The sequence below is a fragment of the Streptomyces sp. NPDC050743 genome, from assembly GCF_044456925.1.
Lineage (GTDB): Bacteria > Actinomycetota > Actinomycetes > Streptomycetales > Streptomycetaceae > Streptomyces.
Map to the genome: position 1 here is coordinate 1 of NZ_JBITGJ010000012.1, position 18,113 is coordinate 18,113.

The window sequence follows — 18,113 nt, forward strand, 5'->3', positions numbered from 1 at the left end:
CGGATCTTTCTGTCGCAAGATCGTTCCTACCAGGGGCCTTACGTCTGCCCGGAGTTGGGAGTACACCACGAGACTCCCGGAGGCGATCACCCTCAGCGACCGTCGGTTACCGGGAAAGGCTCAGTACGGCCGGGATCGCCGAGATTGCAGCACGCTGGTGTTTCTCGGACGCGAGTCACTTCATCAGGCAATTCAAATGGGTCTACGGGGGCGACGCCCACCGGATACTTGAGAGATCGGGGCAAGGGCCGTTTCTGAAGGGACGCCCCGGAGCGTCTGCGTTCGCCGCCGCCGCACCGCGCGGGCCCGACTTGCGGGCGGTGCCGTGACCGGTAGCGTCTGGAGCGGGCGGCGGATCGTGCAGAGGAGCAGGCGGATGGGTTTCAAGCGCTGGGTCAACGCCTGGCCGGTGTTCCGGCAGCTCACCGGAACAGACCCGCTGGGCCGTGGCAAGGCGGCGCAGTCGTCCCGCTCGGCCGCTCTCGGCTCTCGGACGAAGAGCGCGGACCGGATGGTGCACTCGGTGTGCCCGTACTGTGCGGTGGGCTGCGCTCAGCGCGTGTACGTGAAGGACGAGCGCGTCATCCAGATCGAGGGCAACCCGGACAGCCCGATCTCCCGCGGCCGCCTGTGCCCCAAGGGATCCGCCAGCAAGCAGCTCGTCACGGGCCCGCAGCGCGAGGAGTATGTCCTGTACCGGCCGCCGTACGGCACCGAGTGGCAGCGCTTGGACCTGGAGACGGCCATGGACATGGTGGCCGACCGGGTGCTGGACGCCCGTCGCAAGGGCTGGCAGGACACCGACGAGGAGGGCCGGACACTGCGCCGCACGATGGGCCTGGCCAGCCTCGGCGGCGCGGCGCTGGACAACGAGGAGAACTACCTCATCAAGAAGTTGTTCACGGCCCTGGGCGCCTTGCAGATCGAGAACCAGGCACGCATTTGACACTCCGCCACGGTTCCCGGTCTGGGAGCCTCGCTCGGACGTGGCGGTGCCACCGACTACCTTCAGGACCTGGTCAACACCGACTGCATCGTCATCATGGGCTCGAACATGGCCGAGGCCCATCCGGTCGGATTCCAGTGGGTCATCGAGGCCAAGGCGCGCGGCGCGAAGGTCATCCACATCGACCCGCGCTTCACCCGCACCAGCGCGCACGCGGACCAGCATGTCACCATCCGGGCCGGCACCGACATCGCGTTCCTGGGCGGCGTGATCAACCACGTCCTCAGTAACGACCTGGACTTCCGCGAGTACGTGCGGGCGTACACGAACGCGTCCTTCCTGGTGGACGAGCGGTTCCAGGACACGGAGGACCTGGACGGGCTGTTCAGCGGCTACGACCCGCACACCGCGGCCTACGACGCGTCGAGCTGGTCGTACGCGAGCGTCCAGGCGGAGGAACGGCCCGGACACCACGCGAAGGAGACCTCCGAGCCGTACCAGCACGGCGCCAAGGGCCCCTTCGTCGAGGAATGTCCCGGTGAGATGGAGGCCGACCCCACCCTGGAGCACCGGCGGTGCGTCTTCCAGGTGCTGAAGCGGCACTTCGCGCGCTACACACCGGAGATGGTGGAGCGGATCTGCGGCGTGCCGCAGGGGCTGTTCCTGGACGTGTGCCGGGCCTGGACGGCGAACTCCGGCCGGGAGCGGACCACCGCCCTGGTGTACAGCGTCGGATGGACCCAGCACTCCGTCGGCGCCCAGTACATCCGGGCCGGGTCCATCGTGCAGCTGCTGCTGGGCAACATCGGCCGGCCGGGCGGCGGAATCTACGCGCTGCGCGGCCACGCCAGTATCCAGGGATCCACGGACGTGCCCACGCTGTTCAACCTGCTGCCGGGCTACCTGCCGATGCCCGACGTCACGCACGAGAGCCTGGCCGGCTATCTGGACACCGTCCGTGGCCGGCAGCAGAAGGGCTTCTGGGGCGACGCCGACGCCTACATGGTGTCGCTGCTCAAGGAGTACTGGGGCGACGCCGCGACGGCGGCGAACGACTACTGCTTCGACTACATGCCCCGGATCAGCGGCGATCACGGTACGTACCGCACCGTGATGGACATGGTCGACGGGAAGGTCTTCGGGTATTTCCTGCTCGGCCAGAATCCCGCGGTCGGCTCTGCCCACGGCCGGCTCCAGCGCCTCGGCATGGCGAACCTCGACTGGCTGGTCGTCCGGGATCTCAGCATGATCGAGAGCGCGACGTTCTGGAAGGACGCGCCGGAGATCGAGACCGGTGAGATCGTCACCGAGCGCTGCCGCACCGAGGTGTTCTTCTTCCCGGCATCGTCGCACGTGGAGAAGGCCGGGACCTTCACCCAGACGCAGCGCATGCTGCAGTGGCGGGACCAGGCCGTGGAACCCACCGGGGACCGCCGTTCCGAGCTGTGGTTCTTCTACCAACTCGGGCTCCGGCTGAAGGACCGTCTGGCTGGTTCGACCGACGAGAGGGACCGCCCGGTGCTGGACCTCGCCTGGGACTACGAGACGGAGGGCGACGAGCCGTCCGCCTCGGACGTGCTGCGCCACATGAACGGGATCGACCTGCGCACGGGCCGCACGGTCGACGGCTACTTCGACCTCAAGGCGGACGGCAGCACGGCCTGCGGCTGCTGGATCTACAGCGGGGTGTACGCCGGCGAGACCAACCAGGCCCGCCGCCGCACGCCGCATTCCGACACACGACCGTACGACGCGGAGTGGGGCTGGACCTGGCCGCTGAACCGCCGCGTGCTCTACAACCGGGCCTCCGCCGACCCGGACGGACGGCCTTGGAGCGAGCGGAAGAAGCTGGTGTGGTGGGACGCCGAGGCCGGGGAGTGGACCGGCCACGACACTCCGGACTTCGAGCGGACCAAACCGCCGCACTACCAGCCTGCCCGGGGCGCGTCGGGCCCGGACGCGCTGGGCGGCAGCGACGCCTTCATCATGATGCGCGACGGCAAGGCATGGCTGTTCGCACCGGCCGGCCTCGCCGACGGCCCCTTGCCCACGCACTACGAGCCGCACGAGTCACCGATGCGCAACCTCCTCTACGGCCAGCAGGGCAACCCGGTGCGCAAGGTCTACGGACGCCCCGACAACCCGTCCAACCCGGCGCCGCCGGAAGCGCACACCGAGGTGTTCCCCTATGTGTTCACCGCTGCGCGGTTGACCGAGCACCACACGGCGGGGGCCATGAGCCGACAGCTGCCGTACCTGGCGGAACTGCAGCCGGCGCTGTTCGTCGAGGTCTCGCCCGAGCTGGCGCGGGAGCGTGATCTGCGGCACCTCGAATGGGCTCACGTGATCACCAGCCGGACGGCGGTCGACGCGCGGGTCGTCGTCACCGACCGCATGGCGCCACTGCGGGTTGACGGCCGTGTCGTCCACCAGGTCTGGATGCCCTACCACTGGGGTGGGACAGGCATGACCACGGGCGACGTGGTCAACGACCTGATCGGCGTGGTGGCCGACCCGAACGTGTTCATCCAGGAGAGCAAGGTGCTCACCTGCGATGTACGACCGGGCCGGCGCCCGCGGGGCGCGGCGCTGCTCGAGTACGTCGCGGATTACCGCCGCCGGGCCGGCATCACCACGGCGACCGGTACCCGGATCGGGACCGCCGACGGCCACGTCGAGCGTGCCCACATCGAATCGCCCGACCGTCCGGAGGACCCGTCATGACGCGCGAGAACAGCTTCCACGGGCCGCTCGCCGACCCGGCCGGGAACGCCGGCCACCGCGACCACCCGCCGCGCATGGGCTTCTTCACCGACACGTCCGTGTGTATCGGCTGCAAGGCCTGCGAGGTCGCCTGCAAGGAGTGGAACGGCGTTCCGGAGGACGGCATCGACCTGCTGGGCATGTCCTTCGACAACACCGGGATGCTGGGCGCCAGTTCGTGGCGGCACGTGGCCTTCATCGAGCAGGAGCGCCCGCTCGGCCGGCAGGACGCGGGCCTGACCGACCTGCCCGTGGGCCCGTCCGGGACGGAGGGGACGACCGAGGTCGTCGCGGACGCCCTGGAGGTCGCCAAGCGTGGCGGCGGCGACCTCGGCACGGCCCCCGTCGATCTGGGCTTTCCCTCCTTCGACCTGCCCGGCGCCGGCACGGGAGCGGAGGCCCGGACGGAGTTTCGCTGGCTGATGTCCTCGGATGTGTGCAAGCACTGCACGCACGCCGGATGTCTCGACGTGTGCCCCACCGGAGCCCTGTTCCGTACGGAGTTCGGCACGGTGGTGGTGCAGCCCGACATCTGCAACGGCTGCGGCTACTGCGTGTCGGGATGTCCCTACGGTGTGATCGACCGTCGCCCCGACGACGGGCGGGCCTGGAAGTGCACAATGTGCTACGACAGGCTGCGCGACGGGCTGGAACCGGCGTGTGCCAAGGCTTGTCCCACCGATTCCATCCAATTCGGTCCCTTGGACGAGTTGCGTGAGAGAGCGGATCGACGGCTGGCGGCCCTGCACGAGGCCGGAGTGCCCGAGGCTCAGTTGTACGGCCGCGATCCCGAGGACGGGGTGGGCGGGGACGGCGCCTTCTTCCTGCTCCTGGACGACCCCGAGGTGTACGGGCTGCCACCCGACCCGGTCGTGCCGACACGCGACCTCGTGTCGATCTGGAAGCACGTGGGCGTGGCGGCGTCGGCCCTGTTGGCTGCCTCGGCCGCCGTCTTCGTGCGAGGGGTGCGGCGATGAGTGGGCAGGAGGAGATCCGGCACGAGCGGCACGGCGGCCGACGTTTCGGCAAGGAGTATGACGACGGGGGTCGCGAGCAGTCCATGGTTCCGCGTGCGACGTTCCGTTCCTACTACGGGCGTCCGGTGCTCAAGCCTCCGGTGTGGGAGTGGAAAATCCCCGCCTACCTCTTCACCGGCGGGCTGTCGGCCGGTGCCGCGCTGCTGGCGGCCGGGGCCGACCTGACGGCGCGTCCCCAACTGCGACGAGCGGGCCGGGTCGGTGGCTTCGCCGCCCTCCTGGCGAGTATGTACCTGCTGGTGGCGGATCTCGGCCGGCCTGAGCGCTTCCACCACATGCTGAGGGTCGCCAAGCCGAGCTCGCCGATGTCCGTGGGCACGTGGATCCTCGTCGCCTACGGCCCTGGCAGCGCGCTGGCTGCCGCGGCAGAGATGCTGCCCGCAGTCGTACGGGCCTCTCCGCCCGGGCGGTTGCTGCACTTCGCCGCTCGCCCGGCCGGGCTGTCCGCGGCTCTGCTCGCCCCCGGGGTCGCCTCCTACACGGCGGCTCTGCTCTCGCAGACGGCGGTGCCCGCGTGGAACGATGCCCACCGTGAGCTGCCGTTCGTCTTCACCGGATCCGCCGCGGCCAGCGGCGCCGGCCTCGGCATGCTGCTGGCCCCCGTCTCGGAAGCGGGCCCGGCACGGCGGCTCGCCGCGGTCGGCGCGGCGGCCGAGATCGTCGCCTCCCGGCTCATCGACCGGCGTCCCGGCTTCGTGACCCAGGCGTACACCACCGGCCGTCCGCATCACCTGCGCAAGGCGTCCGAGTACCTCACCCTGGGCGGGGCGGTCACGGCGATGACGCTTGCCCGGCGCAGCCGCGTGGCCGCCGCGGTGGGCGGACTGGCCCTGCTGGCGGGCAGCGTGCTGCAGCGTTTCGGCACCTTCGAGGCCGGAGTGCGGACCACGAAGGATCCTGCCTACGTGGTGAAGCCGCAGCGCGAGCGGCTGGAGTCCCCTCTCGGAGGGGTGAACGAGGACTGATGCCGGTGGCGTCGCGCGGTCGTGATCGCTTCGGCCGATTAGCGTTCCGAGGTGAACGCATGGCGAGTCGGATCGTCATGGCCGTGGCCGGCTTCATCCGTCCGGGCGGGAGGAGAACCCATGCTGATGTCCTCCCTGCTCGGGGTCGCCGACCCGCCGCAGCTCCTCCCCGCGCGTGAGCAGATGGCGTTCACCCTGGGTTTCCACATCATCATCGTGCCCTTCGGAGTGGCGTTCACGTTCGTGATGCTGATCTGCCACTTTCGCGCCTTGCGGTACGGCGATCAGCAAGCATTGCTCCTGGCGCAACGCTGGTCTCGGGTGGCCGCTGTACTGTTCGCGGTCGGGGCCGTCTCGGGCACGGTTCTGACGTTCGAGCTGGGTCTGCTCTGGCCCGGGCTCATGGGCCCCTACGGCGCGGCGTTCGGATTTCCCTTCGCCATCGAGGGCCTGTTCTTCTTCCTCGAGGCAATCTTCATGGCCATCTACATCTACGGCTGGAGAAGGCTGCCACCGTGGCCGCACTTCCTCACCGGTGTCGTGGTCACGCTGGCGGGCGTCGGCGGTACGGCGGCCGTCATCGCGGCGAACAGCTGGATGAACCAGCCAGGCGGCTTCACCGTGCGAGATGGCCGGGTGACCGAGGTGGTCCCGTCCAAGGTCTTCTTCAACGGCGCCTTCTGGTGGGAAATGGTGCACATGCTGCTCGCGGCGTATATCGTCGCGGGCTTCATGGTCGCCGGGGTGTACGCGTGGGGTCTGCTCAAAGGGCGTCAGGACCGCTACCACCGGCTGGGTTTCCTCGTGCCCTTCACCGTGGCCTCCGTCGCGATGCCCCTCCAGTTCTTGGTGGGCGACACGATCGCCCGTCAGGTGTTCGACCGGGAACCGGCGAAGTTCGCCGCCATCGAACTCGTGCCCTCCACCGCCGACCACGTCCCGGAGACGCTCGGCGGTGTCATCATCAACGGCGCGGTACGCTACGGCCTTCCGCTGCCCGACGTGGCATCGATCTTGGCCGCATTCAGGCCCTCCACCACGATCCGCGGCCTGAACGCGATCCCCGCGGCAGTGCGCCCCGACGACGCGGTGGTCAATGTCGTGCATCTGGCCTTCGACGTCATGGTGGGAACCGCCTCGCTGCTGCTCCTGCTGTCCCTCTGGTTCGCCTGGCTCTGGTGGCGGCGGCGCGAGGTGCCCACGAACCGCTGGTTCCTGCGCGGTGCCGCCGTGGCCGGGCTGTTCGCCCTGGCCTCCTTGGAGAGCGGGTGGGTGGTGACCGAGGTCGGCCGCCAGCCCTGGACCGTCGTAGGCGTCCTGCTGACCAGGGACGCGGTGGCGACCCAGGGCAACCTGTGGCCGTTGTTCGCCACCGTCCTGGCCATCTACCTCTGCGTGGGCATCGGCGCACTCCTCGTTCTGCGCACCATGCGCAGAAGGTGGTCCGAGCACGACCCCGAGACCGTCGCGGTGCCGTACGGTCCCCATCCGGCACCAGCGGTGAGGGAGCACGCGGACGGAGCTGACCAGCGGTGAGCACCCTGATCGCCGCCATCCTCTTCATCGGCGTCATCGCCTACGCACTCTTCGGCGGGGCGGACTACGGTGCCGGCTTCTGGGATCTGACGGCCGGCGGACCCGAACGGGGGCGCCACGCGCGCGAGCTGATCAATCTCTCCCTGAGCCCGGTCTGGGAGGCCAACCACACGTGGCTCATCTTCTGCCTCGTCACACTCTGGACGGGCTTCCCACAAGCCTTCGCCGCGATCACCACGACGCTGTACATCCCCTTGGGGCTGGCCGCGCTGGGCATCGTCACCAGAGGAGCGGGATTCGCCTTCCGCCACGCACTGCCCGAAGGCCGGGCGGAACAGCTGAGCGGCACCGCTTTCGCCTGTTCATCCGTACTCACGCCGTTCTTCTTCGGCACCGTGGCCGGCGGCATCGCCTCCGGCCGCGTGCCCACCGACGGACACGGTGACCCACTGTCGAGCTGGGTCAACCCGACATCCGTCCTCGGAGGTGTCCTCGCCGTCGTGGTCTGCGCGTATCTCGCCGCCGTATTCCTCACGGGACAAGCCCAGCGCCGCGGAGACGACCAGTTGGAGAAGGCGTTCCGCGACCGGTCCTTCGCAGCGGCCATCGTCGCCGGGCTGGTGGCGCTGGCAGGCGTCTTCGTGCTCCGCTCGGACTCACCGCGTCTGTTCCACCAACTGAGCACCGTGGGCGCGCCACTCCTGGCCGTCTCCGCCCTCTGCGGTCTCACCGCACTGCTGCTGTTGCGCACGAGCCGCACCGTCGTCGTACGCGGCATGGCCGCGACCGCGATCGCCACAGTCGTCGCGGGGTGGGGCGTGGCGCAGTACCCCTACCTCCTGGGCACCCATCTGGTCATCCAGCAGGCGGCGGCTCCCTCGGCCACCTTGTGGGTGCTGGTTGTGGTCTCCTGCGTCGCGGCCGCACTCATCGCCCCCTCGCTCCTGGTCCTCTACGTCCTGCAACTGCGCCGGAAACTCGGCTGAGAGGGCCGTTGCACCGCCCGAGCGCTCCGAGCTGTGCCGGACCGTCGACGCGCTCAGCATGCCGGCGGGGTGACACCGCTGACCGCGCACGGCGCGCCCACCACACGGGATCAAGGGCTCGTACTCGTCGCTGCCCCTGGTCGGCAAGGGGGCTGCGGACTGCAGGGCGAGCGGTGCCGCACCCCACGTCGCGATACCGGGGCCTGTCCATGTATGCGCAGGTCACCACCCCATTCGACGCATGGTCGGCAGCCCGACATCCCCCTCCGCGCATCCCCCGCACCCATGAGCCCTTAGGGAAGCGTGGACACGGCACCGCGCGCGGCGCCAGCATCTCCGGGAGCCAGTCGCCGGTGTTGTGATCGGCGACGCTCCCTGGGTGTAAAGCGCCGGTTCAGCGCACCCTTCCGCGTGGCTTCAGCGGCACCGGCGGCAGTTCCGGCGCGGCCAGCGGGGCCCCGTCGTAGCCCTTCACCTCGCCGAAACGGGTCCCCTTCATCCAGTCCTCGCGGGCCTGTTCGATCTCCGCCTGAGACCGGCCGACGAAGTTCCACCACATGAGCAGCTCCTCCGCGAACGGCTCGCCGCCCAGCAGCATGATTCCGGCGTTCGACTCGGCGCGCAGCGGGAGTTCGGAGCGGCCGCAGCCGAGGTACAGGAGGGAGCCGGGGAGCACGGGTACGCCGTCCACGTGGACCTCGCCGGACATGGCCAGGACGCCGTACTCGAAGTCGGGCTCCAGGGGCAGCCGTACGTCGGCGTCCCGGGTGAGGGCGAGGTCGGCGCCCACGATCGGGGTGTACGTCGTACCCGGCGAGGCGGAGCCGTCCAGGTCGCCGAGGAGCACCGTGGCGGTCAGGCCGGGCGCGGTGACCGTGGGCAGGTCCGGGTGGTACTCGAACTCCGGGTCGGTGTGGCGGTGTTGGTCGGGCAGGGCGACCCAGAGCTGTGCGCCGTGCAGGAAGCGGGCGTGCGGGCGGGGGCTCTCCTCGGAGTGGCTGATCCCGCGGCCCGAGGTCATCAGGCCCAGCTGCCTGGGCCGGATCGTCTGCAGGCTGCCCGTCGAGTCGCGGTGCAGCACCTCGCCCTCGTGCAGCCAGCTGACCGTCTGCAGCCCGATGTGCGGATGCGGCGGCACCTGCATGCCGGGCTCGTCGGCGATGTCGTCCGGCCCGTAGTGGTCGACGAAGGCCCACGCGCCGATCATGCGACGGCCGAGGTTCGGCAGCAGCCGGCGCACCTCGGTCGACTCGCCCAGCCTCACCTGACGGGGACTCAGCAGTTCGCGGACGGGCTCGGCCACGACGAATCCGCGGCCGCCGCAGACGCTGGGCACCGGCGCGCGGTCAAGGTTGCTCATGGCGCCCAACTTAGCGGTGCGGGCGGCGTACCGGTGAGTGCGGAAACCCGCATTTTCCTTGGTTAAGTCAATCAACTGACTTACCTTCGAGGGAGTGCGCAGACCGCGTCGTCCCGATGGAGGCCCGACCATGTCCCATGCGCAGCCCCGGCCCGGCCAGGCGGGGGAGTCCGCCGTACCGCGGACGAACGTCGTCGTCGCGGTGCTGGCCCTCGGCGGGATCGTGGTCTCGCTGATGCAGACCCTGGTCATCCCGATCGTGCCGAACTGCCCGAGCTGCTGCACGCCTCCGCCTCCGACTCGACCTGGGCGGTCACCGCGACCCTCCTCGCGGCGGCCGTCGCCACGCCCGTGATGGGCCGGCTCGGTGACATGTACGGCAAGCGGCTGATGCTGCTGACCAGCCTGCTGATGCTGGTCGCCGGCTCGGTGACGGCGGCGCTCAGCGACGGCCTCGGAACCATGATCGTCGGCCGGGCGCTGCAGGGACTGGCCTCCGGTGTCATCCCGCTCGGCATCAGCATCATGCGCGACGAACTGCCCGCCGAACGCCTCGCCTCCGCCACCGCCCTGATGAGCGCCTCCCTAGGCATCGGCGGCGCGCTCGGCCTGCCCGCCGCCGCACTGATCGCCGACCACTTCGACTGGCACGTGCTGTTCTGGACCTCGGGCGCGCTCGGCGCCGCGGCCGGCCTGCTCGTACTGCTGCTCGTCCCCGAGTCGAAGGTGCGCACCGGCGGGCGCTTCGACCTGCCCGGTGCGCTCGGCATGGCGGCCGGTCTGGTGTGCCTGCTGCTCGGCGTCTCCAAGGGAGCCGACTGGGGCTGGGGCAGCCGTACGACCCTCGGGCTGTTCGCGGCGTCCGTCGTCGTCCTGCTCGCCTGGGGCCTGTTCGAACTGCGCACCGCCGAGCCGCTGGTGGACCTGCGGACGACCGCCCGCCGGCAGGTGCTGGTCACCAACCCGTCATGACCGTCGGCTCCGGCGCCGCCGTACTCGCCCTGCTCGTCGCCGCGTTCATCCCGCGCCGGGCGGCGGCGGGGGTCCGTGCGGCCGCGCAGCGCACGGGCACGGACGCGGACACGCAACCGGAGGCGGGAGTCGCGGTGGAAACGGGGGAGACGGTGGAGGTGCCGACGGGAGTAGCCGGGGAACCGGCTGTCGGTGCGGCGCCGGTCGGGACGGCCGTCGGCGCCGGCTTCGGCGGGACCCCGGTGCACGGGCAGGTGCGCGGGGCCGACGGTGCCGGAGTCGGCCGGGCCGCCGTCACCCTGGTCTCACTCGGCGGACGGCAACTCGGCCGGGCCGTCGCCCGGGACGACGGCGGCTACGCCGTCGACGCGCCGGGGGAGGGGACGTACGTCCTCGTCGCCTCCGTCGACGGCCGCCGCCCACAGGCCGCCACCGTCGTCGTAGGCGCGCATCCGGTCTCGTACGACCTGTTGCTCGGCGGCACCGCCGGGCTGGCCGGCGTGGTACGGGCCGCGGACGGCGGAGCACCGGTCGCCGGGGCCGTGGTGGTCGTCACCGATGCGCGCGGGGAGGTGCTGGCGACGGTACGGACCGACGGGCTGGGCGAGTTCACCCTCACCGGTCTCGTGCCGGGCACGGTCACCCTCGCCGTCAGCTCTCCCAAGCATCGGCCGCTCGCCCTGCCCGTGGAGATCGACGGCACCGGCGTCACCCGTGTCGAGGCCGAACTGCGGCCGGGCGCCCAGGTGCGCGGCACCGTACGCGCGGCGGGCGGGCCGCTCGGCGACGCCCGGGTGACCCTGCTGGACGCCGCGGGCAACATCGTCGCGACGGCCACCACCGGCGACGACGGGGCGTACGCCTTCTCCGACCTGGACGGCGGCCCGTACACAGTCATCGCGGCCGGCTACCCGCCCCGGGCCGCCGGGGTGACCGTCGCCGGCACGGACGTGGAGAACCACGACATCGAACTCGCGCACTCCGGGGCGTAGTCGGCACCCGTCGGCTCACGGGTGCGGCGCGCTCGGTGACGGCTCGGCCGTGGACGGGGTCACCGCACTCGGAACGGGGGACGGTGTGCCGGTCGTCGGATGCGGAGAACGGGCCGGCCCGGTCGGACGGGACTAACCGCCGCGCACCGTGAAGAACACCAGCGCGGCCACGGCCGCCAGCGCCAGCGCGCCCACCACCACCCGGCGCAGCAGCACCCGGCCGGTCCGCACCGCCGCCATCGGCGGGCGCAGCGGCCGCAGGTCGCCGGGGCTGACGGACTGCGCCCGCGCGGCCAACGCGGCCCGCAGCCGCTCCTCGACCGGCGTCTGCGCCGTCTTGGTGCCGGAGTCGTTCACCGCAGCACCTCCAGACGTCGGCCGAGGGCGTCCAGGGCCCGGCTGGCCGTGGACTTGACCGCACCGCGCGACAGGCCGAGCGTCGCCGCGATCTCGGCCTCGCTCAGATGCGACCAGTAGCGCAGCACCAGCACCTCCCGCTGCCGCCGGGTCAGCGTGCGCAGCGCCGCCAGCACCTCCCGGTGGTCCTCGTGCAGCAGCACGTCCTCTTCCGGGGCGGGCGCGTGCTGCTCGGGAGCCGGGGTGTGCGCCCGTACGGTTCTGCGGCGGCGCAGCACCGAGCGGGCCGCGTTGACGACGCTGGTCCTCAGGTACGCCTCCGGGTCGTCGAGCGAGGCGAGCCGGTGACCGTGCCGGCGGAAGAGCGCGGTGAAGGCGTCCTGGACGACGTCCTCGGCGGTGGGCAGGTCGTCCACCAGCAGCACCGCGAGCCGGACGAGGGCGAGGCGGCGGTGGTGGTACAACTCCTCGATTCCCGGTGGCTGTTCGGCGCCGGTGAGGGGGATCGCTCGGACGGCGCCGGTGTGGGTGGCGTCCGCGCCGGGAGCCGCGTCGCCGGGCATGTCCGTACGGGCACGGGCGAGGACGCGGGTGCGCCATGCCCGCGTGAACCGCCGCCAGGGTGCGGGGTGTCGAGGCATGCCAGGCGCCCGGTCCCAGGCAGGGCCGCCGGTGGTGTGGCTGTCGTCATGGGTCTCCCGGAGCCGGAAGCGAGCGCCGCCGAGCGACGGCCCGCTTCCGGCCCCTGTTCAGGTGGTGCTGCTCAGCGGTGCTGCGGAACCGGCGCCGGTGCGGCGAGTCCGTGGTGCGGACCGTGCCCGGCCCGCGCCGGCGCCGGGACGGGGCTCGGAGTGGCAGGGGTGGGGGCCGACGGTACGGGGCTCGGGGTGGCCCGCGTCGGTGCCGGTACCGGAGTTGGAGTGGCCGGTGCAGGCGACGGGGTCGCGGTGCGGACCGGTGACGGCACCGGGGAGGGGGCCGCGGTGCGGGCCGGCGAGGGCACGGGGGACGGTGTTGCGCTGTGGGCCGGCGAGGGCACCGGGGAGGGGGTCGCGGTGTGGACCGGTGACGGCGCGGGGGACGGGGTCGCGTGGTTGCCGTCCTGGGCCGCCTGGGCGGTGATGGTGCCGGCGACGGCCAAGGCCGCGCCTACGGCGGAGACCCCCAGGACGGCACGCAGCCTGCGGGCAGGGCCGGGTCGGAATGCACGGTGTGCGGACATGGGTTCCTTCGGTGGTTCGGGGTCGGACAGCTGGACGAAGTGGAGGCCTCCACCCCGACAGACGTCCGACCCCGGCCGAGGTTGCAGGCAACGTCCGACCAATTTTGGTGACCAGTTCGGCATCGCTCAGACGGGGCGTAATGCCAACCGGCGGGCGCCACGGCGCCAGCTCGGGATGCTCTTTCAGCATGTCGTCGGTCGTCGCATAGGGTGCTGCCGCGAGGGTGTCCACGTCGTTCGCCATAAGACGATCTTGGACACCCTCGTTCTCGTCTCCGCAGGCACCCCTTGGACCACACCACCAGGAGGAACCAGTGTCATACCCGCAACCGCTCACCCCCGAGGAGAAACTCGCCGACGCGAAGAAGCAGCTGAGCCTCCCGCGTATCGTCGTGATCTGCGGCTCCACCCGTTTCATGGCCGAGATGACCGAGGCCGATCTGCGGGAGACCAAAGCCGGAAAGATTGTCGTCAAGCCGGGTTGCGACATGAAGTCGCCGCACGAACTTTGGTCCGATCCTGTCGAGGCCGAGGCGCTGAAGGTTCGACTCGACGATCTGCACCGAGCGAAGATCCGGCTCGCTGATGAGGTGCTCGTAGTCGGCGACTACATCGGAGACAGCACCCGAGCCGAAATCGCCTACGCCCGGTCGCTGGGCAAGCCCGTGCGGTTCACGCACCCCGAAGTCGACCCCGACGCCTGACCGCCCACCCCCACACCCTCCGCAGGCACCCCTTGGAATTGATCATCTAAGGGACCCCGCGCCCACCGGTGCTCTGGCGCACCGCACCCGCCACGCCCCTTGGGCGACCGCGCCCGCCGGTGCCCTGAAGGAGCCGGCCCCTGACGCCGTTTCGAGCGGCGCCCGCCTTTGCCGCCCCAGGAAACAGCCGCTATCGACGGGCGCCCGTCACACGCCGTCGGCGCGCGTGCCCTCCACCCAATCCGACGCCAGCACCGACCAGATCTCCTCGTCGTGCCGCTCGCCCCGGTACAGGTAACTCTCCCGGAGGACGGCCTCCTTGCTCATGCCGAGCCGCCGGGCGACCGCGATGCTGGGCGCGTTCCCGGCCGACACCCACCACTCCACCCGGTGGATGCCGCGCTCCCGGATCGCCCAGTCGATGAGCAGACGCGCGGCCCGGGTCACCAACCCCCGCCCCACCGCCGCCGGTTCCAGCCAGCAGCCCGCCTCCGCCGTTGCCTGCGTGACGTCCATCCGGCGCAGGATCACCGCTCCGACCAGCGTGCCGTCGAGCCGGATCCCCCGGATGAGGCCCGCGTCGGCCGCCTCCTTCCCGGCGTACGCCGTCAGGAACTCCCGGGCGGACGCCACGTCCGTGACCACGTCCGGCAGACCGTTGAACCGGCCGATGAACTCCCGGCCGCGGTCCACATGGGCGAGGAACTCCTCGGCCTGCCACGGCTGGAGGGGACACAGCTGGGCGCCGTCGGCACCGAGGGAGGTCGCGTACATGGTCACCTTCGGATGATCGGCTGGGACATCTGGTCCGCCAGCCTACGGTCGGCGGTCTCCCCGAGCGAGGTGAGGTTCTCCTCCAGCTCAGGCACGCGCTCTCTTACCGTCCGTAGCGGCACGCTCCTCAGCCGTCATCCCTCGAAGACCGCCGCCCCCTCCTCCGCGAAGGCGACCGCGTCCGCGTGCCCGAACAGGCCGGGCAGGCCGCCGGTGTGGACGAACACCGTCTTCTCGCCCGGCCGGACGTCACCGTCGCGGACGGCCGCCCGGAGCCCGGCGAGGGCACGGCCGGTGTAGATGGGGTCGAGGACCAGGCCCTCGGTGCGGGCGGCGAGCCGGAGCGCCTCGGTCACCGGCTCGGTCAGCGTCGCGTACCCGGCGCCCACCTGGTCCCGGCGCACCCGCAGCCCCTCGGGCGTGACCTCGTCCGGTGTGAGCGGCGCCGCGAACTGCGCCACCGCAGCGGCCGGGTCGGCCAGCGCGCCCACGTCGACGCCGAGGACCGAGCCGGCGCCCAGGGCCGCGACCAGGCCGGCCATGGTGCCGCCCGAGCCGAGCGCGACCACCACCGTGCGCAGCTGGGGCACCTGTTCGTCCAGCTCCTCGCCGCAGCGCACATAGCCCCGGGCGCCCGGCACGCCGGATCCGCCGAACGGGATGAGCGCGGGCCGGGCACCGCCTGCCCGCAGCCGTGCGCACACCTCGGCCGCCGTCGCGTCGAGACCGGCTTGGTCCACCTCGCCGGCCCAGGCGATCCGCGCCCCGAACAGGCCGTCCAGCGCGAGGTTTCCGGACCGGGAGGCGCCCGGTGCGCCGCGCAGGACGAGGACGGCGGACAGGCCAAGCCGGGCGGCCGCGGCGGCGGTCAGGCGGGCGTGGTTGCTCTGCGGGGCGCCCGTGGTCACGAGCGTGTCCGCGCCCTCGGCGAGGGCCGCGCCGACCGTCCACTCCAGTTTCCGGATCTTGTTTCCGCCGCCGCCCAGACCGGTCAGGTCGTCCCGCTTGATCCACAGGTCCTCGGGCCCGAGCCCGAGCGCCGCGGCGAGCCGGGGCGCCGGTTCGACGGGGGTGGGGAAGGTGCCGAGCGAAACGGGGGAGTGGCCCATGGCGTACGTCCTTCGATGCCGGTCGTGGTCGTTCGGCACCAGTCGATCACACCGGCAGCAGCCGGGCGATCAGCGCGCTGAGCTGGCGGGCCGTACGGCACTCGTGCATCTCGACCAGTTCGGCGTACGCGGGCGCGGCCGAGTCGCCGGTGCCCCACCTATCCCGCGGCTCGGGGTTCAGCCAGTACACGCGGCGGGCCCGCCCGGCGACCTCGCGTACGGCGGCCAGGTTCGGGTCGCTCATGTTCGTCCGGGCGTCCCCGAGGACGAACACGGTCGTGCGGGGGCCCACCGCGTCGCCGTACCGCGCGGTGAACTCGCCGAGTGCCACGCCGTAGTCGCTGCTGCCGTGCCAGCCGGTGAGCGTGGCCTCGGCGTGGATGCGGGCGCCGAGGCCGTCGGGGTCGGCGCGGCCGTGGTCGAGCAGGCCGGTCACCTCGTCGAGCCGGTTGACGAAGGCGAACACGCGGATCTTGCTGAACTGGTCGTGCAGTGCCTGCACCAGCAGCATCGTGAAGTCGGAGAATCCGGACACCGAGCCGGACACATCGCACAGCAGCACCAGTTCGGGGCGCACGGGGCGGCGCCGGCGCAGCACCGGCCGCATCGGCACCCCGCCCGTGGACAGCGAGGAGCGCAGGGTGCGGCGCAGGTCGACGGTGCCGCGCGCGGCCCGGCGCCGGCGCGCGGCGAGCCTGGTGGCCAGTTTGCGCGCGAGCGGCTGAACCGCCCTGCGCAGCTCGGCCAGTTGGTTCCGGTTCGCGTACAGGAAGTCCACCCGGTCCGCGGTCGGTACGACGCCGCGCCGGGCGATCTCGTCCCGCCCGCGCCGCTCGGCGACCCTGCGCCGCGCCTCGGCTCCGACCATCCGTCGGAACTGCTCGATGCGGTGCCGGATCTCGTCGTCCAGCAGCCGGTCGGCGAAGCCGGCACCGCTGCCGTTTTGGCCCCGGACGCCCGCGCGCACCCGCGCCAGCAGGGTCTGCGGGCGCAGCCGGTCCAGCGTCTGGTAGGCGGACCAGCCGTCCGAGCCGGGTGAACTGCCGTAGCCGCCGAGGGCGTCGACCGCGTCCACCGCCAACCGGGCCATCAGGGCGCGGTCGTCCGCCGCCAGGGCCTCGGCCAGCTGGTCGCGCAGCGCCTCGCGGTCGGCGGGTCCGCCGTCGCCCGGGCCGCCGACCCCGCGCGGGAAGTACAGGTCGAAGACCGGGTCGAACACCGCCCGCTGACCGGGGCCGTGCAGCAGCGTCGCGGCCAGCCCCTCGCGCAGTCGTTCGCGGTCGGCAAGCCCCAGTGCCTTCGCGGCCCGGGCCGCGTCCACGGTCTCGCCGGTGCCGATCCGCACGCCGTGTGCGCGCAACGCCCCGACCAGCCCGGTGATCCGCTCGGCGACGGCGGTCACAGCGCGTCCAGGTCGAGCTTCGCCGCCGCCTTCTGGATGTCGTCCTGATGCTTGAGGATCACTCCGAGGCTGTCCCGGACGACCGTCTCGTCCAGGGTGTCGGCGCCCAGCGCCAGCAGGGTGCGCGCCCAGTCGATGGTCTCCGCGACGGACGGCGCCTTGCGCAGGTCCATCGCGCGCAGCGCCCCGACCACCCGGACCACCGACTCGGCCAGCGCCGCGTCGAGCCCCGGCACCTTCAGCCGTACGATCCGCCGCTCCAGCTCCTCCTCGGGGAAGCCGATGTGCAGGAACAGACAGCGCCGGCGCAGCGCCTCGGACAGCTCCCGGCCGGCGTTGGAGGTGAGGACGACGAACGGGCGCCGGGTCGCGGTGACCGTGCCCAGCTCCGGGACCGTGATCTGGAAGTCGCTGAGCACCTCCAGCAGCAGCCCCTCCATCTCGACGTCGGCCTTGTCGGTCTCGTCGATCAGCAGCACCGTCGGCTCGTCCCCGCGGATGGCGGTCAGCAGCGGGCGGGGGAGCAGGAACTCCTCGCTGAAGATGTCGGTGCGGGTCTCGTCCCAGCTCTCGTCGCGGCCCGCGCTGATCCGCAGCAGCTGCTTGGCGTGGTTCCACTCGTACAGCGCCCGGGACTCGTCGACGCCCTCGTAGCACTGGAGCCGGACCAGCCGGGCGTCGGCGACCTGGGCGACGGCCTTGGCCAGCTCGGTCTTGCCGACTCCGGCGGGGCCCTCCACCAGCAGCGGCTTGCCCAGCCGGTCTGCGAGGAAGACGGTCGTGGCGACGGCGGGCGAGGCGAGGTAGCCGGTCTCGGCGAGGCGGGCGGAGACGTCGTCGACGGACGTGAACAACGGGGCCTCCGGCGGGTCGGGAGTGGTGTCCGGACTCCTATCTAAGCGCTTGTTCAGTGCCTGTGTCACGTGGATTCGATGGAGACGGCGGCCACGCCGAGCGATATACACCGATCGGTTTCCAATCGTCCGCG

Annotated in this window: 14 protein-coding genes and 1 pseudogene; 8 read left to right on the top strand and 7 right to left on the bottom strand. The window is 71.7% G+C overall.

Features of this window, described 5'->3' with window-relative positions:
- Window positions 1-376: 376 nt before the first annotated feature.
- From fdh to ACIBJF_RS14945, 5 genes are all read left to right on the top strand, one after another.
- A complete protein-coding gene (gene fdh, locus ACIBJF_RS14925) occupies window positions 377-3,670 on the top strand; it encodes a formate dehydrogenase (RefSeq protein WP_399174116.1) in 3,294 nt (1,097 codons plus the stop codon).
- Entirely contained in the window at window positions 3,667-4,686 is a 1,020-nt protein-coding gene (locus ACIBJF_RS14930; RefSeq protein ID WP_399174117.1) for a 4Fe-4S dicluster domain-containing protein, read from the top strand. Before fdh ends, ACIBJF_RS14930 begins: the two co-directional genes overlap by 4 nt.
- Entirely contained in the window at window positions 4,683-5,711 is a 1,029-nt protein-coding gene (gene nrfD / locus ACIBJF_RS14935) for an NrfD/PsrC family molybdoenzyme membrane anchor subunit (RefSeq protein WP_399174118.1), read from the top strand. Before ACIBJF_RS14930 ends, nrfD begins: the two co-directional genes overlap by 4 nt.
- Window positions 5,712-5,831: 120 nt before the next feature.
- Entirely contained in the window at window positions 5,832-7,247 is a 1,416-nt protein-coding gene (locus tag ACIBJF_RS14940) for a cytochrome ubiquinol oxidase subunit I (protein ID WP_399174119.1), read from the top strand.
- On the top strand, window positions 7,244-8,233 hold the full coding sequence (locus ACIBJF_RS14945; RefSeq protein WP_399174120.1) for a cytochrome d ubiquinol oxidase subunit II: 990 nt from the start codon (window positions 7,244-7,246) through the stop codon (window positions 8,231-8,233). The genes ACIBJF_RS14940 and ACIBJF_RS14945 overlap by 4 nt, the downstream gene beginning before the upstream one ends.
- A 394-nt stretch (window positions 8,234-8,627) precedes the next feature.
- Here ACIBJF_RS14945 and ACIBJF_RS14950 read toward each other — a convergent pair whose 3' ends face one another.
- Complete coding sequence (locus ACIBJF_RS14950; RefSeq protein ID WP_399174121.1) at window positions 8,628-9,593, bottom strand: pirin family protein; 966 nt, start codon at window positions 9,591-9,593, stop codon at window positions 8,628-8,630.
- A gap of 130 nt (window positions 9,594-9,723) precedes the next feature.
- Here ACIBJF_RS14950 and ACIBJF_RS14955 point away from each other — a divergent pair.
- Together ACIBJF_RS14955 and ACIBJF_RS14960 are read left to right on the top strand one after the other, a co-directional pair.
- A pseudogene (locus ACIBJF_RS14955) lies at window positions 9,724-10,556 on the top strand (MFS transporter); the annotation flags it as partial.
- A 5-nt stretch (window positions 10,557-10,561) separates the two neighbouring features.
- Window positions 10,562-11,557 carry a collagen binding domain-containing protein gene (locus ACIBJF_RS14960; RefSeq protein WP_399174122.1) on the top strand — a complete coding sequence of 332 codons (996 nt, stop codon included), beginning with the start codon at window positions 10,562-10,564 and terminating at the stop codon, window positions 11,555-11,557.
- 132 nt (window positions 11,558-11,689) lie between these two features.
- Here the strand turns inward: ACIBJF_RS14960 and ACIBJF_RS14965 are convergent, their stop codons facing one another.
- Both ACIBJF_RS14965 and ACIBJF_RS14970 read right to left on the bottom strand, forming a co-directional pair.
- The gene (locus tag ACIBJF_RS14965; RefSeq protein ID WP_399174123.1) at window positions 11,690-11,914 is read right to left on the bottom strand and encodes a hypothetical protein; all 225 of its coding nucleotides are present in this window, start codon (window positions 11,912-11,914) and stop codon (window positions 11,690-11,692) included.
- On the bottom strand, window positions 11,911-12,555 hold the full coding sequence (locus tag ACIBJF_RS14970; RefSeq protein WP_399174124.1) for an RNA polymerase sigma factor: 645 nt from the start codon (window positions 12,553-12,555) through the stop codon (window positions 11,911-11,913). The genes ACIBJF_RS14965 and ACIBJF_RS14970 overlap by 4 nt, the downstream gene beginning before the upstream one ends.
- An 895-nt stretch (window positions 12,556-13,450) precedes the next feature.
- Between ACIBJF_RS14970 and ACIBJF_RS14975 the strand changes: the two genes are divergently transcribed.
- A complete protein-coding gene (locus ACIBJF_RS14975; protein WP_399174125.1) occupies window positions 13,451-13,840 on the top strand; it encodes a hypothetical protein in 390 nt (129 codons plus the stop codon).
- Window positions 13,841-14,047: 207 nt separating this feature from the next.
- Here the strand turns inward: ACIBJF_RS14975 and ACIBJF_RS14980 are convergent, their stop codons facing one another.
- The 4 genes from ACIBJF_RS14980 to ACIBJF_RS14995 all read right to left on the bottom strand — a co-directional run bounded on the left by ACIBJF_RS14980 (window position 14,048) and on the right by ACIBJF_RS14995 (window position 17,979).
- Window positions 14,048-14,614 carry a GNAT family N-acetyltransferase gene (locus tag ACIBJF_RS14980; RefSeq protein ID WP_399174258.1) on the bottom strand — a complete coding sequence of 189 codons (567 nt, stop codon included), beginning with the start codon at window positions 14,612-14,614 and terminating at the stop codon, window positions 14,048-14,050.
- A 134-nt stretch (window positions 14,615-14,748) separates the two neighbouring features.
- Window positions 14,749-15,723 carry a pyridoxal-phosphate dependent enzyme gene (locus tag ACIBJF_RS14985; RefSeq protein WP_399174126.1) on the bottom strand — a complete coding sequence of 325 codons (975 nt, stop codon included), beginning with the start codon at window positions 15,721-15,723 and terminating at the stop codon, window positions 14,749-14,751.
- A 46-nt stretch (window positions 15,724-15,769) separates the two neighbouring features.
- A complete protein-coding gene (locus ACIBJF_RS14990) occupies window positions 15,770-17,125 on the bottom strand; it encodes a VWA domain-containing protein (RefSeq protein WP_399174127.1) in 1,356 nt (451 codons plus the stop codon).
- Window positions 17,122-17,979, bottom strand: coding sequence for an AAA family ATPase (locus ACIBJF_RS14995; RefSeq protein WP_399174128.1), 858 nt, complete (start codon window positions 17,977-17,979; stop codon window positions 17,122-17,124). Before ACIBJF_RS14995 ends, ACIBJF_RS14990 begins: the two co-directional genes overlap by 4 nt.
- Between the last annotated feature and the right edge of the window lie 134 nt (window positions 17,980-18,113).

What these genes read in the sequence shown, in the direction of transcription:
- ACIBJF_RS14930 (WP_399174117.1), top strand. Translation starts at nt 3,667, where the DNA reads ATGACGCGCGAGAACAGCTTCCACGGGCCGCTCGCCGACCCGGCCGGG.
- ACIBJF_RS14970 (WP_399174124.1), bottom strand. Translation starts at nt 12,555, where the DNA reads ATGCCTCGACACCCCGCACCCTGGCGGCGGTTCACGCGGGCATGGCGC.
- ACIBJF_RS14960 (WP_399174122.1), top strand. Translation starts at nt 10,562, where the DNA reads ATGACCGTCGGCTCCGGCGCCGCCGTACTCGCCCTGCTCGTCGCCGCG.
- ACIBJF_RS14980 (WP_399174258.1), bottom strand. Translation starts at nt 14,614, where the DNA reads ATGTACGCGACCTCCCTCGGTGCCGACGGCGCCCAGCTGTGTCCCCTC.
- nrfD (WP_399174118.1), top strand. Translation starts at nt 4,683, where the DNA reads ATGAGTGGGCAGGAGGAGATCCGGCACGAGCGGCACGGCGGCCGACGT.
- ACIBJF_RS14985 (WP_399174126.1), bottom strand. Translation starts at nt 15,723, where the DNA reads ATGGGCCACTCCCCCGTTTCGCTCGGCACCTTCCCCACCCCCGTCGAA.
- ACIBJF_RS14950 (WP_399174121.1), bottom strand. Translation starts at nt 9,593, where the DNA reads ATGAGCAACCTTGACCGCGCGCCGGTGCCCAGCGTCTGCGGCGGCCGC.
- ACIBJF_RS14940 (WP_399174119.1), top strand. Translation starts at nt 5,832, where the DNA reads ATGCTGATGTCCTCCCTGCTCGGGGTCGCCGACCCGCCGCAGCTCCTC.